This is a genomic window from Streptomyces sp. NBC_00887 (genome assembly GCF_045207585.1).
The window spans coordinates 7286922-7303994 of record NZ_CP108788.1 but is presented as its reverse complement, the minus strand read 5'-3'; the positions used below and the strand labels follow the sequence as shown (position 1 = coordinate 7303994).

At 68.6% G+C, this 17073-nt stretch carries 13 protein-coding genes; 4 read left to right on the top strand and 9 right to left on the bottom strand.

The features are described from left to right. Positions 1-34: 34 nt before the first annotated feature. From OG844_RS33255 to rplU, 6 genes are all read right to left on the bottom strand, one after another. A complete protein-coding gene (locus tag OG844_RS33255; protein WP_406395370.1) occupies positions 35-1264 on the bottom strand; it encodes a glycosyltransferase family 2 protein in 1230 nt (409 codons plus the stop codon). A gap of 217 nt (positions 1265-1481) precedes the next feature. After that, a complete protein-coding gene (locus tag OG844_RS33250) occupies positions 1482-3581 on the bottom strand; it encodes a hypothetical protein (protein WP_406395369.1) in 2100 nt (699 codons plus the stop codon). A 228-nt stretch (positions 3582-3809) separates the two neighbouring features. Then, a complete protein-coding gene (locus tag OG844_RS33245) occupies positions 3810-5309 on the bottom strand; it encodes an SDR family NAD(P)-dependent oxidoreductase (RefSeq protein WP_406395368.1) in 1500 nt (499 codons plus the stop codon). A gap of 277 nt (positions 5310-5586) precedes the next feature. Beyond that, complete coding sequence (gene obgE / locus OG844_RS33240) at positions 5587-7023, bottom strand: GTPase ObgE (RefSeq protein WP_406395366.1); 1437 nt, start codon at positions 7021-7023, stop codon at positions 5587-5589. 142 nt (positions 7024-7165) lie between these two features. Further along, on the bottom strand, positions 7166-7423 hold the full coding sequence (gene rpmA / locus OG844_RS33235) for a 50S ribosomal protein L27 (RefSeq protein ID WP_056785490.1): 258 nt from the start codon (positions 7421-7423) through the stop codon (positions 7166-7168). Positions 7424-7437: 14 nt separating this feature from the next. After that, positions 7438-7758 (bottom strand): 50S ribosomal protein L21, encoded by a 321-nt coding sequence (rplU, locus tag OG844_RS33230; RefSeq protein WP_018551604.1) that lies wholly within the window; start codon positions 7756-7758, stop codon positions 7438-7440. A gap of 225 nt (positions 7759-7983) precedes the next feature. On the opposite strand from rplU, the gene OG844_RS33225 reads away from it, so the two are divergent. From OG844_RS33225 to OG844_RS33210, 4 genes are all read left to right on the top strand, one after another. Further along, a complete protein-coding gene (locus tag OG844_RS33225; protein WP_406395364.1) occupies positions 7984-8658 on the top strand; it encodes a hypothetical protein in 675 nt (224 codons plus the stop codon). Between the two features lie 175 nt (positions 8659-8833). After that, positions 8834-9445 (top strand): acyltransferase, encoded by a 612-nt coding sequence (locus OG844_RS33220; protein ID WP_406395363.1) that lies wholly within the window; start codon positions 8834-8836, stop codon positions 9443-9445. A gap of 164 nt (positions 9446-9609) precedes the next feature. Then, the gene (locus OG844_RS33215; protein ID WP_406395361.1) at positions 9610-11205 is read left to right on the top strand and encodes a glycosyltransferase; all 1596 of its coding nucleotides are present in this window, start codon (positions 9610-9612) and stop codon (positions 11203-11205) included. 115 nt (positions 11206-11320) lie between these two features. Next, the gene (locus OG844_RS33210; protein ID WP_406395360.1) at positions 11321-12490 is read left to right on the top strand and encodes an acyltransferase family protein; all 1170 of its coding nucleotides are present in this window, start codon (positions 11321-11323) and stop codon (positions 12488-12490) included. 72 nt (positions 12491-12562) lie between these two features. On the opposite strand, the gene OG844_RS33205 is transcribed toward OG844_RS33210, so the two are convergent. From OG844_RS33205 to OG844_RS33195, 3 genes are read right to left on the bottom strand one after another with little or no spacing between them, the layout of a single operon-like run. Beyond that, positions 12563-13846, bottom strand: a complete 1284-nt coding sequence (locus OG844_RS33205) for a nucleotide sugar dehydrogenase (RefSeq protein ID WP_406395358.1) — start codon at positions 13844-13846, stop codon at positions 12563-12565. Further along, positions 13843-15474, bottom strand: a complete 1632-nt coding sequence (locus tag OG844_RS33200; RefSeq protein ID WP_406395357.1) for a glycosyltransferase family 2 protein — start codon at positions 15472-15474, stop codon at positions 13843-13845. The genes OG844_RS33205 and OG844_RS33200 overlap by 4 nt, the downstream gene beginning before the upstream one ends. Then, positions 15471-17057, bottom strand: a complete 1587-nt coding sequence (locus OG844_RS33195) for a glycosyltransferase family 4 protein (protein WP_406395356.1) — start codon at positions 17055-17057, stop codon at positions 15471-15473. Before OG844_RS33195 ends, OG844_RS33200 begins: the two co-directional genes overlap by 4 nt. Positions 17058-17073 lie beyond the last annotated feature (16 nt).

Here is a 17073-nt window from a genome sequence, read left to right as displayed (position 1 = left end):
CGGCGGGCACGCGGGGCCCCACGCCTGCGCGGGCTCAGACCTTGTGCGCCCGCTGCGGCATGCGCAGGGTGGTCCGGGCCACCCTGCGGGCCTTGCGTGCCAGGCGCCGCACGAAGACGGCAGTGGACTGCGTGACCGGCGGCGCCTCGGTCCGCCCGCCGGCGAACCGTTCGGTCACGGTCACCTCGTAGGCCGAGTCGGGCAGCCCCGCGCCCTCCCCGAAGTGCGGATAGGCCAGGTACAGCCGACCCCTGAGCCCCTTCCGGACGGCCTTCGGCTCGTGCTTGTCCCTGATGAACCGCAGGATGTCCAGGAGCAGATCGAGCCGGCCCTTGGACACGCAGAGCATGCGCAACCGCTCCTGGACCCTGAGGCGTCCGGCCAGCCCCGCCGACCAGTAGGTCTCCAGCAACGGGGCGCCCAGTTCCATCTTCTTGGCCCGCACGGCCTCGGACTGCTTGAGGAGCACCGGGCCGAACTGCGGGAGCAGCGTGACGACGAACGGCCTGACCATCAGGGCGTCCCGCTTGGGCCCGGGCGGGACGTGTTCGGCGATGAGCCCCATCAACGCGCGGGCCGAATCGAAGCGCAGCAGGTAACTGCCGCTCTTCGTCACGTGTTTGCCGTCCTCCCTGCCGACCAGGTAATAGCAGACGTGGTCGGCGACGACGGATACGCCGTTGCCCCGCAGGTACGCCTCCATGGTGAAGAGCGCGTCCTCGCCGGTCTTCAGTCCCTCGTCGAAGGCCATTCCGAACCGTACGAGGAGTTCCCGCCGGAACAGCTTCTGGGCACTCAGCGTGAATTTGATGTTGGAGGAGTGGACGTCGGTCCGTTCGACCGTTTCCTTCCACATCGACTTCGCTGCACCGCGGTTGACTCCGACGACCTTGCCCAGCACCACATCCGTGCCGGCCCGGTCGCCCATCGCGACCATCCGCTCCAGGGCCTCCTCGCCGAAGTAGTCGTCCGCGTCGAGGAAGAAGACGTACCGGCCACGGGCGAGTCCGAGGCCGACATTGCGCGGGCCGCTGGGCCCGCCGGAGTTCTCCTGGCGGACGACACGCATGTCGATCGCGGTCCTGGCGGCGAATTCCTCCAGGTACTCCCCCGTCCCGTCGGTGGAGCCGTCGTCGACGGCGACGATCTCCATGCGCCCGGCGGGAAGCGTCTGCGCTTCGACGGATTCCAGGCAGCGGATCAGATAGGGCATCGCCTCATAGGCCCCGATTATGACGCTGACATCTGGCGTGCTGCTGCTCATCTCTCCCCGGTCTGTACATTTACGCATCAATCAGGAGAAACGATAGAGCGCCGTTCGATCACCTGCTCTGTGTACGGGCACGCCGAACGGCCCGTACGTTCCCCTCCCGAAGGAGGAGACGGACGGGCCGTCGAGGGGGTTGCATCGTCATCCGGACGACTTTCGAACATCTGGATGACGGCTGGATTACATCTGTTGGCCGATATCGATCAGGCCATCAACGAGACATGGTGGGACCTGCACCGATGCTCGCGTCGGCCTGCGAAGCGGCTGTCTCATCGGGGTCGGCCGCTGCCACTGCCTCCGCGGTCACCGCGGCCGCACCGTCGCCGACGCCGCTGGAGGAGGCCTCGGGGTCGACCAGGGGGGCGGGCTGCTCCCCGATGCGCTGGGCGACGCCCGCGTTGCGCGCCTCGGCCTTGGCCGAGAGCGCCCGCACGGCCGCGTCGAACCGCTCCAGGGACGTCGGCTCGTCCGGGCCCAGCAGATAGCTCTTCAGCTCACGGCGGGCATCGGCCAGCGGGTCCGTCTTCGGGTCGCGGACCGCGCTCAGCAACTCGCCGATCTCCTCGGCGCTGTTGGAGAGGACGACGGCGGCCCGTACGGCGGTGTTCTGGCGCTTGAACTCATCCGCGCCGAGCTCCGCCGAGTCCGTGACGGCGTACGGCTTGCCGCTCGCGATGAAGTCGGACACCACACTGGAGATGTCCGAAACCATGGCATCGGCCTGGTTGAAGCAGTCGTACAGCTTGGGCTGCGAGCCGGTCACCGTCCGGTGCTCCCACCAGCCGAAGGAACGCCAGTACGCGTCGTTCCACTCGGCCCGCAGGGTGGCCATCTCGGCCTGGCGTGCCGGGTCGGCGAGCGAGACCCGCGACTCCTCCGACTCGTCCCCACCGGCCCGGCCGGGCCGGGCCAGTACGTCCAGCCGTGCCCCGATCCGCGCCAGCTCGGCCTGCGCCGCACGCTGATCCGCGGCGGCCGTGCCGGCTTCCCCGGCCCAACGGGGGTCGGCGGCGCGCGCCTGGGCCGCCTTGGCCACCCGGGCAGCGATCCGCGCGTTCACGGCCTTGGCCTTGGCACTGCGGATGCCGGTGAAGGGGTGCGGCTTGTAGATGACCCGGACGGGCTCGTCCGCGTCGAGCAGCCTGCGGACGATGTTCTCGCCGGCCAGCAGCAGGGAGGTGTTGCCGGGGTTGTCGTCCCAGCCTTCCCAGGTCGGGGCGTACAGCACCGTCGGAATGGGGTTCTTCGCGGTGCCGCTCCAGCGCGTGATGGGCGCCAGCTGCGGACGTCCGACCTCGACGATGTCCTCGTCGCGGATGCCGACGTCGGCCAGCGCGTAGCGGTCGCGACCCGCGCGGCCGGCCGTCCACACCTCGTCGTACACCTTGGAGTACGGGTTGACGCTGGCCAGCTTGTCGCTGTCGCCGTGCCCGACGAAGACGTGCTTCATCGTCGGGACGCGGAGCATGTGGATGTTCTTGCCGACATTGGCCGGATACAGGCAGACCCGCACGGTGGAGAGGTTCAGATTCATCAGGTGCGTGCCCCCGGGGATACAGACCACCGGTACGGAGGTCTCGGCGAGCATGGACACCAGCGGGCGCTCCCGCATGACGATCAGCGGCCGGCCCTCTATGCCGGCCATGGTGTCCAGCCACATGTTGACCTGGTACGCCGACTCGTTGGAGCCGGAGAAGTACAGGACGACGGTCGGCTGGTACTCGGTCAGCCAGGTGTCCAGGGCCTTGAGCACGGCGGGGGCCGTCGGCACCCGGCGGGCCCGGCGCAGGTACGGGACGAGCAGGGCGTTGTAGACGACGGCCAGCAGAACCGTCACTCCGGCTCCGACGAACCCGATGATCTCCTGCCCCGTTCCGGCGGCGATCAGGATGCCGGCCACCGCGGGGATGTCCAGGTGCAGCATCTTCTCGGCGGAGCGGTGCAGAAGCGCGCGCGGCGGGGCGTCGGCGATGCGGACGGCGTGCAGGTCCACGTTGCGGGTGACGATCGGCATCGTGCGGCGGAGCCGGATGAGCGTCGTCAGGGCGCCGTGCGGTGCCTGGAGACCGTAGAAGGCGAGGAAGCAGGCGACCGCCGCGTAGAAGAGCGGTTCCTCGGCGAGATCGAGCCGCGCCAGCAGCAGGATGATCATCAACTGGCGGAGCAGGAACCGGATCGAGAGTCCCGCCCGCACCTTGCCGAGCCGGTTGACCAGATAACTGCCACGCTGGTGCAGGAACCAGTCCGTGATGTACGTGACAGCCGTGGCCGCCGCGAAGAACCAGATGTCGGGGAGAAGGGCGGCAATCATGACGCAGGGGTATCCCAGCGTCATCAGTACGGCTGCCGCCAGTTCTGACCGACTGCCCACACGGGCCAGGCGAATGGCTGTCGAAATCACGAAGAACCTGCTCCAAGGGGGGTGCCGGTTGTTTCACGTATTGAGGGAAATGTGAAGATGCGGCTTCACGCACTCGGGCCTCTGCAGTCGCGTTTCAGCGAAAGCAGAGGCCCGTTAAAGTACATTTGTCAAGAATTATTACACATCTTCCTGACGGTCCAGCACCGAGGCGAGTGCCTGCTCGAATCCGGAGGATTCGGCGACGTCACGGGTCGGGTCCTGCTGGCGCACGTCGATGACGTGGCCCGTCATCGCCGAGAGCAGGACGTCCAGCGAGGTGCGTGCCACTGCCTCGGAGGAGAGCAGCGACCCGTCCGGCTCCTGGCCGAACGCCTTGGTCCGCATCGGGGTCGCGGTGCGCTCCGGGTTCACACAGTTGACCCGGATCCCGTCGCCGGCCCACTCGTCCGCCAGGGCCTGGGTGAGGTTCACCATCGCGGCCTTGGTGGAGGAGTAGAGGCTGTACTCGGCGCGGCCGCGGGTGTAGCTGCTGGAGGTGTAGAGCAGCAACTGGCCCCGGGTCTCCGCCAGGTACTTGTAGGAGGCGCGGGCGATCTGGACGGGCGCCAGGTAGTTGACGTTCAGCGCTTCCTGGATCGTCGTGTTGTCGGTCTCGGCGAGCTTGCCGATGCGCAGCACGCCCGCGGTGTTGATGACGTAGTCGACGCGACCGGTCTCCGCGTACGCCTTGGAGAGCGCGTCGTCCACGTGCTCCGGGTTCTCGACGTGGGTACCGGTGGTCGAACGACCCAGCGCGTACACGGTGGCGCCGTACTGCTCGGCCAGTGTGGCGATGTCCGCGCCGATGCCGTACGAACCGCCGAAGACGACAAGGGTCTTGCCCGACAGCAGCTCCCGGTAGGCGGCCTCGTCGGCCTGGCGCGGGGCCGCGGTGGAGGCCAGCTGGAAGAGCTTGTCGGTGATGAAGACGTCGACCGGCTGGGTCACCTTCATGTTGTACTCGTCGCCCGCGACCACGTAGATCGGCACGTCGGGGAGGTACCGCAGGACCACCGAACAGTCGTCGGTGGCCTGGAAGTTCGGGTCACCCGCCGCGATCGCGTACGCCTTGCGGATCGTGGAGAGTTTGAAGGCCTGCGGGGTCTGGCCGCGGCGCAGCCGGGACCGGTCCGGGACTTCGGTGATGAATTCCCCGTCCTCGCCGTGCGTACGGGTCACGATGATCGTGTCCGCGGACGGGATGGCGACGTCGACGGCCTGGTAGCGGTCGAGGGCGTCGACGCAGTCCTTGATGACGCGCTGTGACAGAAGCGGACGGACGGCGTCATGGAAGAGGACGTTGCGGTCCTCGCCCTCCGCGAGCCCCTCGCCGAGTGCCGCGATGGCACGCTCGGTGGTCTCGTTGCGGGTGTTGCCGCCTTCGATGATCTTGGTGACCTTGGTCAGCCCGGCCTTGGCGACGATCTTCTCGACGTCGGGCACGAAGCCCGGCGCCATCAGCACGATGACATCGTCGATGTCCTCGGCGTTCTCGAAGATGGACAGCGTGTGCTCGATGACTGCCTTACCGGCGATCTTCAGCAGCTGCTTGGGGATCGCCAGTCCCACGCGCTGACCGGTACCACCGGCGAGCACGACCGCTGTGGTCCGGGGCTTGGCTTCATGCGGCAAAGACACAGACGACCTACCTTGCGATGACAGGGGGGAACAGTGTGATGGTCGCACTCTCCGTGACCGTCTCGCAAGGCGGACGTCCACCGCTGCTCGCCTCCGCGAAACCCGCAGTTCACTGCCTGGCCAGGGAGGTTGGGCCCTGCCGGTCCCATACGCGGAGTGACGGACTCCACAGACGTGTTCCGCAATCCGCACATCGTTGGCCACGGAACGGCCGCCACCTGGCAGTTTCCTGTGAGAACCGGGCGCCCTCCGTGCGGAAGGCGCCCGGCGGGGGTGCCTAGAAGGGCTTGAAGTCGTCGTACTCGCGCTGTGCCTCGTCGCGCTCGGTCTCCCGCTCGCGGCGGCGCTGCTCGGCGGGCCGCGGTGCCTCGAGACGGTGGTCCTCGCCACGGCGGCCCAGCATCTCGGCGCCCGCCGTCAGGCTCGGCTCCCAGTCGAAGACGACCGCGTTCTCCTCGGCCCCGATGGCCACACCGTCACCGGCCTGGGCACCCGCCTTGCGCAGCGCGTCCTCGACACCGAGGCGGTTGAGGCGGTCCGCGAGGTAGCCGACGGCCTCGTCGTTGTTGAAGTCGGTCTGGCTGATCCACCGCTCGGGCTTCTCGCCGCGCACGCGGTAGATGCCCTCGTCGTCCTTCTTCACCGTGAAGCCCGCGTCGTCGACGGCCTTGGGACGGATGACGACCCGGGTCGACTCCTCCTTCGGCTTGGTGGCGCGCGCCTCGGCGATGATGCCCGCGAGGGCGTAACTGAGTTCGTTGAGGCCCTTGTGCGCGATGGCCGAGACCTCGAACACGCGGTAGCCGCGCGCTTCCAGGTCCGGGCGGATCATGTCGGCGAGGTCCTGGCCGTCAGGGATGTCGACCTTGTTGAGGGCGACGATGCGCGGGCGGTTCTCGAGGCCGCCGTACAGCCGCAGCTCCTCCTCGATCATGTCGAGGTCGGAGACGGGGTCACGGTCCGACTCGAGCGTCGCGGTGTCCAGGACGTGCACGAGCACGGAGCAGCGCTCGACGTGCCGCAGGAACTCCAGGCCGAGGCCCTTGCCCTGGCTGGCGCCCGGGATGAGCCCGGGGACGTCCGCGATGGTGTAGACGGTCGAGCCGGCGGTGACGACGCCCAGGTTGGGTACGAGGGTCGTGAACGGGTAGTCCGCGATCTTCGGCTTGGCCGCGGAGAGCACCGAGATCAGCGAGGACTTGCCGGCGCTCGGGTAGCCGACGAGAGCGACGTCGGCGACGGTCTTGAGCTCCAGGACGATGTCCCGGCTCGTTCCCGGCTCGCCGAGCAGCGCGAAACCGGGCGCCTTGCGGCGCGCCGAGGCCAGCGCCGCGTTGCCGAGGCCGCCGCGGCCGCCCTGGCCCGCCACGAAGGTGGTGCCCTGGCCGACCATGTCCGCCAGCACGTTGCCGTCGCCGTCGAGGACGACCGTGCCGTCCGGGACGGGCAGCACCAGGTCCTGGCCGTCCTTGCCGGAGCGGTTGTCGCCCGCACCGGGCTGGCCGTTCGTGGCCTTGCGGTGGGGGCTGTGGTGGTAGTCCAGCAACGTGGTGACGGCCTGCTCGACGACGAGGATCACGTCGCCTCCGCGTCCGCCGTTGCCCCCGTCGGGGCCACCCAGCGGCTTGAACTTCTCACGGTGGACGGAGGCGCAGCCGTGGCCTCCGTTACCTGCGGCGGCATGCAGCTCGACGCGGTCCACGAAGGTGGTCATGGTTGGTGCCTCCAGGTAATGCGGATACATACAGGAATGTCTTTAGACGTAACGCGCCGAGGGCGGACCCGCTTCCCCGATTTATCGGGAAAGCTGAGATCCGCCCTCGGAAGGTGCTGTGTCGTTCAGCCGAAACCTGAAATCAGGCAGCGACGGGAACGATGTTCACGACCTTGCGGCCACGGTGCGTACCGAACTCCACCGCACCGGCGGTCAGCGCGAACAGCGTGTCGTCGCCGCCACGGCCGACGCCCGTGCCCGGGTGGAAGTGGGTACCGCGCTGGCGGACCAGGATCTCACCGGCGTTCACGGCCTGACCGCCGAAGCGCTTCACGCCGAGCCGCTGGGAATTTGAGTCGCGCCCGTTCCGAGTGGACGATGCGCCCTTCTTATGTGCCATGTCTCCTCAGTCCCTTACTTCGCAGCCGCGGGGATACCGGTGACCTTGATCGCCGTGTACTGCTGGCGGTGACCCTGGCGACGGCGGTAGCCGGTCTTGTTCTTGTAGCGAAGGATGTCGATCTTCGCGCCCTTGTGGTGGTCCACGATCTCGGCCTGGACCTTGATGCCGTCCAGGACCCAGGGGTCGCTGGTCACGGCGTCGCCGTCGACAACGAGCAGGGTCGAGAGCTCGACCGTGTCGCCAACCTTGGCGGTGGGAATCTTGTCAACCTCAACGATGTCGCCGACAGCAACCTTGTGCTGGCGACCACCGCTGCGCACGATGGCGTACACGCGGATCTCTCTCTCACTCGGAACGGATCCCCCTGAAGCCAGCCGTTCGCGCAGGCCGGGGCCCACGACAGTCCGGAAGGATGAGCGGCCTCTCACGGGGACGAATCCACCGCGAGGGATGTGCTCAGGGGTAGGCGCACGGAAACACGCCGAAGGTCAAGGCTACGGGGCGGGGCGCGGGGGGTCAAACCGGGCCGCCGGGGCCGGACCGCGGTCCATCGTCCCGTGCCGGCCAGAGCCCGGCATGTCCGGCGTGCGACGAGCGGACGGAGCGAATGCCGCCCGTCTCCCGCCGACCGAAGGGCAGCGCTCCGACCGTACGGCGCTGTCGCCGACAGCACATGGCTGGAGGTCAGCGACTCCGACCAGAAGGGCGCCCCATGGTGGCAGAACCCCGCTTGTGAAAGTGCTGACACCACGGGCTCGTGCACTTATGTCGGCGATGGTGCGGCCGACCCCGATGCCTGGGTCTTCTACGACGACGGGACTCCGGTCCACCGGTGGAAGGCAGATCCCTCTGCCACCGACGTGACGGCTCAGGCCAATGTCGAATTGACGACCTGCTACAAGGGAACTGCCTCCTGCGCAGACGGGATGGACGAGTACGAACGCGGCACGAACGCGGTCGTGGACACCCGTTTCGAATTCGTCCAGCTCGATACAACCGGTCATGTGTGTCGCGCGCACAGCACCGCATCACGGAAGACGATCGGCGATGACGGGCACCACTACGTCGCCTACTTCTCGCTGCCGAGCATGAGTGTCGAGGCCGCGTGCGGCACCCGGACCTTCATCATGCGTGTCTACATCAAGCATGTGTCGGGCCAGACCGTGAAGGTCGACGGCCTCCGGAACGGAGCGACCTCACTCACCAACGGCATCGCTTTCAATCGCGGCTGACTCTGTCGGTGTCCGGAAGGCGGCAGAAGCCGAAGGACGAACCCGGTACTGCTGTGACCGAAGCCGCAGTCGCCCCGGAGGGCGAACACGCGTGCATTCCACCCGCGCCCACGCCCGCGGTTCACGGGAAATCGTATGCTCGCCGGGAAGGTCCACTCTCCGGAAGGCGCAACACGTGAACTACAGGGTCCAGCCCACCGCCCAGGTCGCCGAGACTGCCGAGATCGGCGACGGCAGCAGTGTCTGGGAGCTCGCTCAGATCCGTGAGGGAGCCAGGCTCGGCGAGGGCTGTGTGGTCGGCCGCGGCGCCTATGTGGGTACGGGTGTGCAGATCGGCAACAACGTCAAGCTCCAGAACTACGCCCTGGTGTACGAGCCGGCGGAGCTCGGCGACGGGGTCTTCGTCGGCCCCGCCGTCGTTCTCACCAACGACCACAACCCGCGCTCCGTCGACCCCGACGGCAAGCAGAAGCGCGGCGGCGACTGGGAGGCCGTCGGCGTGAAGGTCGCCGAGGGCGCTTCGCTCGGTGCCAGGTCCGTGTGTGTCGCGCCGCTGCAGATCGGGCGCTGGGCCATGGTCGCCGCGGGTGCCGTGGTCACCAAGGACGTGCCGGACTTCGGCCTGGTCGTGGGCGTGCCCGCCCGCCGGATCGGCTGGGTGGGCCGCACCGGTGTGAAGCTCGTCGAGCGTGCGGACGAGCCCGGTGTCTGGGAGTGCCCGCAGACGGGCACCCTGCACGACGAGAGCGACGGCGTACTCACGGAGCGTGGCGCCCGGGCGCTCTGACCCGAGGGTGTCGCGCGACCCCGCCCCGATGCCCCGACGGGCATCGGGGCGGGTTGCAGTCGAGCCACCGGACGTCTGCCACACGTTTGGTCAGCAGCCACTCTTCCGTTACCCACGCGAAGCCCGTACGGTCCGAGTTCCTGACTCGAACGTGGAGCTTCGCTGTGCTGACACCACCTCGCCTCTCCGACGAACGCCTCGTCGGTCTCGCACGCTGGGCCACCGACCGGATGGCACGCGTCAAGAACCCGGTCCTGGCGGAGCGTGTGCTCGGCGTGGCCGGTCACCGCATCCAGGATCCGCGGACCCGGGCCGACGTCCTCATAGCGGCCGCTGAAGTCAGGCTGGACCTCGGATACGTACCCAGGCATCTGGCGCAGGCATATGCCGCAGAACTGGTGTGCGCCGATCAGCACCACAAGGCAGGCCGTCGCAGGGCTGCCGCGGCATCGGCCGCCAAGGCGCTGATCCTCGCCTTCCACCGGGTCGCCCACCTGGACGGCCTCACCTCTCCGCTCGCCACCGACCCGGCCGGGTACACCGCACCTCTGCGCCGCAGCCGTGTGCTTCGAGCCCTGCGGGCACCTCGCGGCCGCGAGGCCCCGGCGGCGGCACCGCCGGCCGGCCGGCCCGTACGTCTGCTCTTCGTCCACAGCGGCAACGACAATTTCCTGCCAGTGATCCTGAAGCGCTACCGAGACCACGCGGATGTCGAAGTGCGTGTCCTGAACACGGCGGAGGACGCGTCGACGGCCCCGCTCGCCAAGGGCATGGGCCGAATGATCGCCGGCGGTCTCGGGGCCCGGAACGAATACGTGGAGCAGGCGGAGCAGGCACTCCGACCTCACCTGGACTGGGCCGACACCGTGTTCGTCGAGTGGTGCACGGCTGCCGCCGCTTTCCTCACGCTCGTAGACCCCGGCACCACCCGGGTCGTGATGCGCCTGCACAGTTTCGAGGCGTTCAGTTACTGGCCGCATCTCGTGGACTTCTCCCGCGTCGACGATCTGGTCTTCGTCAGCGAGCACCTGCGGGAACTGGCCGTGGCCTCACTTCCCCAACTGCGCGACCCCGGCGCCCCTGCCATCCACGTCCTGGACAACGCGGTCGAACTCACCCGTTTCGCGCTGCCGAAGAACCCCGGCGCCCGGTTCACGCTCGGTCTGGTGGGCGCCGGACAGGTCGCCAAGGACCCCCGCTGGGCGCTGCAGGTGCTGCGCATCCTGCGACAGTCGGACGAGCGCTACCGACTGCACCTGATCGGAGGAGCGCTGAATCCGTCCGCCAGTCCGGCGCTCCATCGCTATCAGAAGACGTTCGCCACGGAACTGGAACCACTCGTCGCAGCCGGTGCCGTGCAGGTGCACGGGCACACGAACGATGTGCCCACGGCCCTGACGGACATCGGAACGGTCATCAGCACATCCGTCCGCGAGGGCTGGCCGCTGAGCATCATGGAGGGCGCCGCGAGCGGCGCGGTGCCCGTGGTCCGTGACTGGCCCTTCTTCGCCGGCAAGCCGCACGGCGCCCGCTCGCTCTTCCCCTCCGGCTGGGTGGTGTCCTCGCCCGCCGAGGCGGCCGAGCGGATCCTCGCGGTCAATGAATCCGCGGAGACCTGGCTCAAGGCCGGTCACGAGGCCTCGGAGCAGGCGATCTCGACCTGGGACTGGCAGACGGTGGGTCCGCACTTCGACCGGCTGCTGATCACCAGGTCCGCGGAGATCCCCGCCCAAAGGGCCGTGCGGACCACGGCGGAGTGACGTGCGGCCGGGCCGCGAGCGCACGCACCCCGGTCACGGTCTGTTCATACGCTCTTTAGGATGACCGGACACAGCACCGTCATCACGTGCCCAGTACAAGCCTAACGAGGCCGCCATGCCCCAGACCGAGGTCCAGGTGCCAAGCCAGCCGGCTGTCACCGCGACTGCCGTTCAGCCCAGTCCCGCCAGGGCACCCGGGCCGCGGCTGCACGCCCTGGACGCGCTGCGGGTCGTCGCCGCGCTCGCCGTGCTCGCCTTCCACTTCACCGGGGTGGACGCCGCGACGAAGGCCAACTGGGGGGTGAATCCCAAGGAGCTGTTCCCGTGGCTCTTCCCGGTCACGTCCTACGGCTCGTACGGTGTCCAGCTCTTCTTCCTGATCAGCGGCTTCGTGATCTGTCTGTCCGCGTGGGACCGCACCCCGGGCCAGTTCGTGCGGGCCCGGTTCCTGCGGCTGTTCCCTGCCTACTGGTTCTCGGCCGCCGTCGCATTCGCGGTCTGGCGCGCGCTGCCGGACGGCACACGTACGGGTCCGAGCATCAGTGAGTCGCTGACGAACCTGACGATGCTCCAGGTGCCGTTGTCCGCCCAGCATCTGGTGGGCGCCTACTGGACGCTCTGGGCCGAGCTCACCTTCTACCTGATCTTCCTTCTGGTGATCTGGAAAGGCCTCGACTACCGCCGCGTCAGCGTCTTCTGCTGGTTGTGGCTGCTGGCGAGTGTGCTGATCCAGCAGGAGAACAACCAGGTGCCGATCCTCGGCATCTTCGCCCAGCCGCTCAACACCGCCCTGTTCGTCGGCGGCATCGCCATGTACCTGATGTACCGCTTCGGCCCGGACCTCAAGCTCTGGGGCCTGCTCGCCGCGAGTTGGCTGGTCATGCAGAGCGACTTGGTCCAGCACGCCGACGGTCTGCGCCACGACCGGGGCATGGACCGTCAGCCGTACGTGGCGCTGGCACTGGTGACCGTCTTCTACCTGCTCGTGCTGGCCGTCGCTCTCCACAAGCTCGACAGGATCCGCTGGACCGGGTTCGCCGCCCTGGGCGCACTCGTCTACCCGCTGTACCTGCTGCACGAAGAGCTCGGTTGGGCCCTGATCCGGAACCTGTACGGACATCTGGGCGCCTGGCCCACGCTCCTGGTGACCACGACAGTCATCCTGCTGGCGGCCTGGCTGCTGCACCGGCTGGTGGAACGCCCCTCACAGCGTTGGCTGCGCGCCAGGCTGGACCGGGAGGCACGGGAAGCGGTAGCCCGCACCGAGCGGTCCGAGGCCGTCTGACATCCCTGCGGAACGGACGAGGGGCCCCACCCGGCATTGCCCGGTGGGGCCCCTCGCGTGGTGGGGAGGCGGTCAGCCGCCGATGACGACGCGGCGGACGCCGGCCCAGTTGGCCGGGTCGGTCGTACGGCGGCCGTCGACCAGGACGCGGACGTCCGGCAGGTCGGCGGCGGCCAGCTCGCGGTACTCGGCGTGGTCGGCCTGGAGGATCGCGGCGGTGACGGCCTGGCCCTCGTGCGGCACGAGGCCGTGGGCGGTCAGCTCGTCGGCCGTGTACATCGGGTCCGAGACGAACGGCACCGCGCCGCGCGCCTTGAGCGCCTCCACGACTCCGAAGACACCGGAGAACGCGGTCTCCTTGACGCCACCGCGGTAGGCGGCGCCCAGCACCACCACTCCGACACCGTTCAGGTCGCCGTAGGCGGCGGCCAGCAGGTCGACGGCGTACTCGGGCATCGCGGCGTTGGCCTCACGGGCCGAGCGCACGACGGTGGCCTCCGGGTCGTTCCACAGGTACATCCGCGGGTAGATCGGGATGCAGTGGCCGCCGACGGCGATGCCGGGCTGGTGGATGTGGCTGTAGGGCTGGCTGTTGCAGGCCTCGATGACCTTCTTGATGTCGATGTCGTTCTTGTCGGCGAACCGGGCGAACTGGTTGGCCAGACCGATGTTGACATCGCGGTAGGTGGTCTCGGCGAGCTTGGCGAGCTCGGAGGCCTCCGCCGTACCGAGGTCCCACACACCGTTCGCACGGGGCAGGTCCTCACGGTCGTCGAAGTCGAGCACGGCCTCGTAGAACTCCACACCGCGCTGCGCGGACGCCTCGTCGATGCCGCCCACGAGCTTCGGGTAGCGGCGGAGGTCCGCGAAGACGCGGCCGGTCAGGACCCGCTCCGGGGAGAAGACGAGGTGGAAGTCCCTGCCCGGCGTGAGGCCCGAGCCCTCGGCGAGCATCGGCGCCCAGCGGGTACGCGTGGTGCCGACCGGCAGCGTGGTCTCGTAGCTGACGAGGGTGCCCGGCTTGAGGCCCGCGGCGATCGCCTTCGTCGCGGCGTCCATCCAGCCGAAGTCGGGGGTGCCCTCGGCGTCGACGAAGAGCGGTACGACCACCACGACGGCGTCGGACGCGGCCACCGCGGCCGTGGTGTCCGTCGTCGCGGAGAGCAGGCCGGCGCCCACGGTCTCCTTGAGCTTGACGTCCAGGTCGTGCTCGCCGGGGAACGGCTCGGTGGCCGCGTTGACCAGCTCGACGACCTTCTCGTTGACGTCCGCGCCAATGACCTTGTGGCCCTTGGCGGCGAACTGCACGGCGAGCGGAAGGCCGATCTTGCCGAGCGCGACTACACAGATGTTCATCGGGTTACTTTCCTCTTCAGCCTGGACAGCATGTGGCGCAGCCGCTTGCCCGCACCGGGTTTGATCTCCCACAGGGGTGCCGTCGTGATCACGAGACGGCCCTTGGGATTCTGGTTCGCCGCGACCCTGTACGGGACGGCCTGACGCCAGCGGCGGGCCAGGGGCAGCGGCCTGCCGCCGGTCTTCACCGGGATCTCGTACGTCGAGCCTGCCAGGTCCACGTACACGCGGACACCGAGCTTCGACTTCACCGCGTGGACGGGGATCCGGCCCCGCAGCGTCGTCGCCCGTCCGTCGTCGGTGGTGCCGAGGGTGAACTCACCCTCCGGGGGCGGCAGTTCGTGGCCCGGCTGCAGGCGTCGCGCGCCGGGCTTGTCCGCGCTCTTGGGCATGGCCCCCTTGGCCATCCGCACGGTCACCGAACCGGTGTCGCCGAGGACACCGATCCGTGCCGAGAGAACGAGGTACAGGTTGTCGCCCGCCTGGTCCCACTCGGCAGCGAGCAGTTCCGTCCCCTGCGCCAGCCGCCCGGGAACGGCCTCGCCGACCAGTTCGTAGCAGCGGTCGGGCAGGCCGAGGGACTCGTCGCGGAAGCCGGGGTACAGGGCGAATGCCCTGTCGCCCTCGATGCGGAAGGGCGGGGCGCCCTGCTCCGCCTCCTCGGTGATCGCCCGGATCAGTTCGTCGACGGCACCCGCGCGCGCAAGACAGATCCGCACCCGGCGCTTGACGTCCAGGGAGTCCCTGAGCGCGTCGGTGAGGTACTCGTCGGCGAGCGCCGCGATGCCTTCGCAGACCTCGCGCCGCGTCCCGGCGTCGAGAGCGGGGAAGTCGTCCTGGACGAGCTTGGCGAGCTCCCAGGTGAAGTGGCGCTGGAAGAGGGCGTCCCGGTCCGGACCCGCTTCGACCAGTGAGGCCGCGTGCTTCATGATCGCGGCCGTGCAGCGCAGCCGGGACAGGTGATTGGCCCGGTAGGTGATGTTGCTGGCGTCACCGCGCTTCACCGCGTAGTAGAAGGTGTAGTCCGAGAGCACCGAGATCTTCCGGGCCCGGAAACACGCTTCGATGGTGAACGGCTGGTCGCTGCCGACCGGCAGGTCCTCCGGGAATCGCAGTCGGTGCTTCTCGACCAGCTCGCGGCGGAAGAGCTTGGTGTTCGCCAGCGTGAAAGGCAGGCTGGAGTGGAACAGGCTGACGTCCGGGTCGTTCTTCTTGTACAGCTTCTGGTGGACGTACCGGCCGTTGGTTCCGACCATCTTGCCGATGACCACGTCGGACTCGTGTTCGTCCGCGTAGGCCACCATCCGCTCCAGGGCTTCTTCGCCCAGGTAGTCGTCGGAACCTATGAAGTAGACGAACCGGCCGGTGGCCACCTCCAGCGCCCTGTTGCTGGGCGCGGCGGGACCGCCCGAGTTGGCCTGGTGGATGACCTTGACCGTACCGGGGTACAGCTCGGCGAACCGGTCGAGTTCGGCGCCGCTCTCATCCGTCGATCCGTCGTCGACCGCGACGACCTCGAGCCGGTCGAGACCGATGCTCTGCCCGATGAGCGAGTTCAGACACTCCGTCAGGTAGGGCATCGTGTTGTAAACGGCGACAACCACACTGACGTCAGGAGCCGTCGTCATAGTCTGTTTTCCGCCTTTTCGCGGTCTGAGAGCAGGTTGGTGTACAGACCGTCGAGAACCTCGGCCTGTGCTTCCCAGGTCCAGGTGTCCAGCAGCCCGGGCTTGTCGTAAGCGGCGCGGTAGCGCTCGGGATCGGCCAGCACCTGCTTGATCGCGCGGACCAGATCGGGAACGTCCTCAGCGGTGCAGACCTCGCCCTGCCCGGTCGAACGCGTCACCTCGGACATGGTCTTCACATCGCTGACGACCAGCGGCAGCCGGGCGTGCGAGTATTCGAAGAACTTGGTGATCAGAGCGATCTCGTGGTTCGGCCAGTGGTGGATCGGGATGCAGCCGGCGTCCGCCGCGGACAGAAACTTCACGACCTGCCAGTGCGGTACGTACGGAACCGCGTGCAGACGGTCGCCCGCCCCCAGCTCCTCGGCCCGGGCCAGGAGGCCCTTTATGTAGCCTGCGGCCGGACTGGGAACGACGAACGCCATGTGCACGCCGTCGAGATGGGGCAGTGCCTCGACCAGGTCACCGAGACCACGCTGCGGACCGGGCGAGCCGCTGTAGACGACCAGCGGAACATCCGGGCCGATGCCGCACAGTTCACGCAGATCCGGAACCGGGTCGGCGTCGTCCTCGTCGAGTCGCTCGACCGGCCGGTCGGGCGCGTTGAGGACGACCGTCGGCTGCTCAGCCAGGGAGTGGCGCTCACGCAGCAGATCGCCGAGGCCTTCCGATACGGTCACCACCGCGTCCGCGTACGGGGCGAACTCGCTCTCGTGCGCCGTGTTGCCAGGAATCCAGTGCGCGTTGTCCTCCCACGGGCGGACGCCCGGCAGGAATTCGTGCGCGTCCCAGACCAGCTTGACCTTCCGGCCGGCGGCCCTGGCGCGGACCGCCGCGCGGGCGCCGACACCCAGCATCCGGAAATCGTTGGCATGGATCAGGTCCGGCTTGAGGGCGTCGATCTCCTTGCCGTACGTGAGCTCGTAGTCCCACAGCGCGGGCTCGAGCCTGCGCCAGGCCCTGTTTCCCTTGACCCTCTTCCAGGCCGCGGTGAACGCCCGGTCCAGCGGCCCCTGGAGTCGGCGGCCGGCCTTCTGCGCCTCGGTGGACTGGCGGGACCGGAGTTCGATCCAGCGCTGCATGACCTTCGACGCAGGCCCGGCCACCTGGAGGCGGGCCTGCTCCGTCCGGCGGAAGCCCGGGGTACCGACTGCCTGCGGCGCCACCTTGAGCGCGGCACGACGTGTCGCCACATCGGCGCGCCACGCCTTGGCCCACTGCCGGCGATAGGCGGCGAGCGGACCGGGGGGATACGCCAGGGGACGACGCAACAGCGAGCGGTGCCGCTCGGCATGCCGCTTCGCCAGGGGCGTCTTCAGTGGCAGCAGCCGCACGTCGGCGTCGCCCAGCTTCCAGCTGCGCCCGCTGCCCGAGCGGACCAGGCCCAGCAGCGTCACGTCCCAGCCGGCCGCGGCCATGGACTCGGCAGCCTTCTGTACGCGCGAATCGCCTTCGACCTTGTTGTCGACCAGCATGACGACCCGGCCCCTGACGGGCCTGTCGATGCCGAGTTCCTGCGTCTCCATCAACAACCTTTCGCCC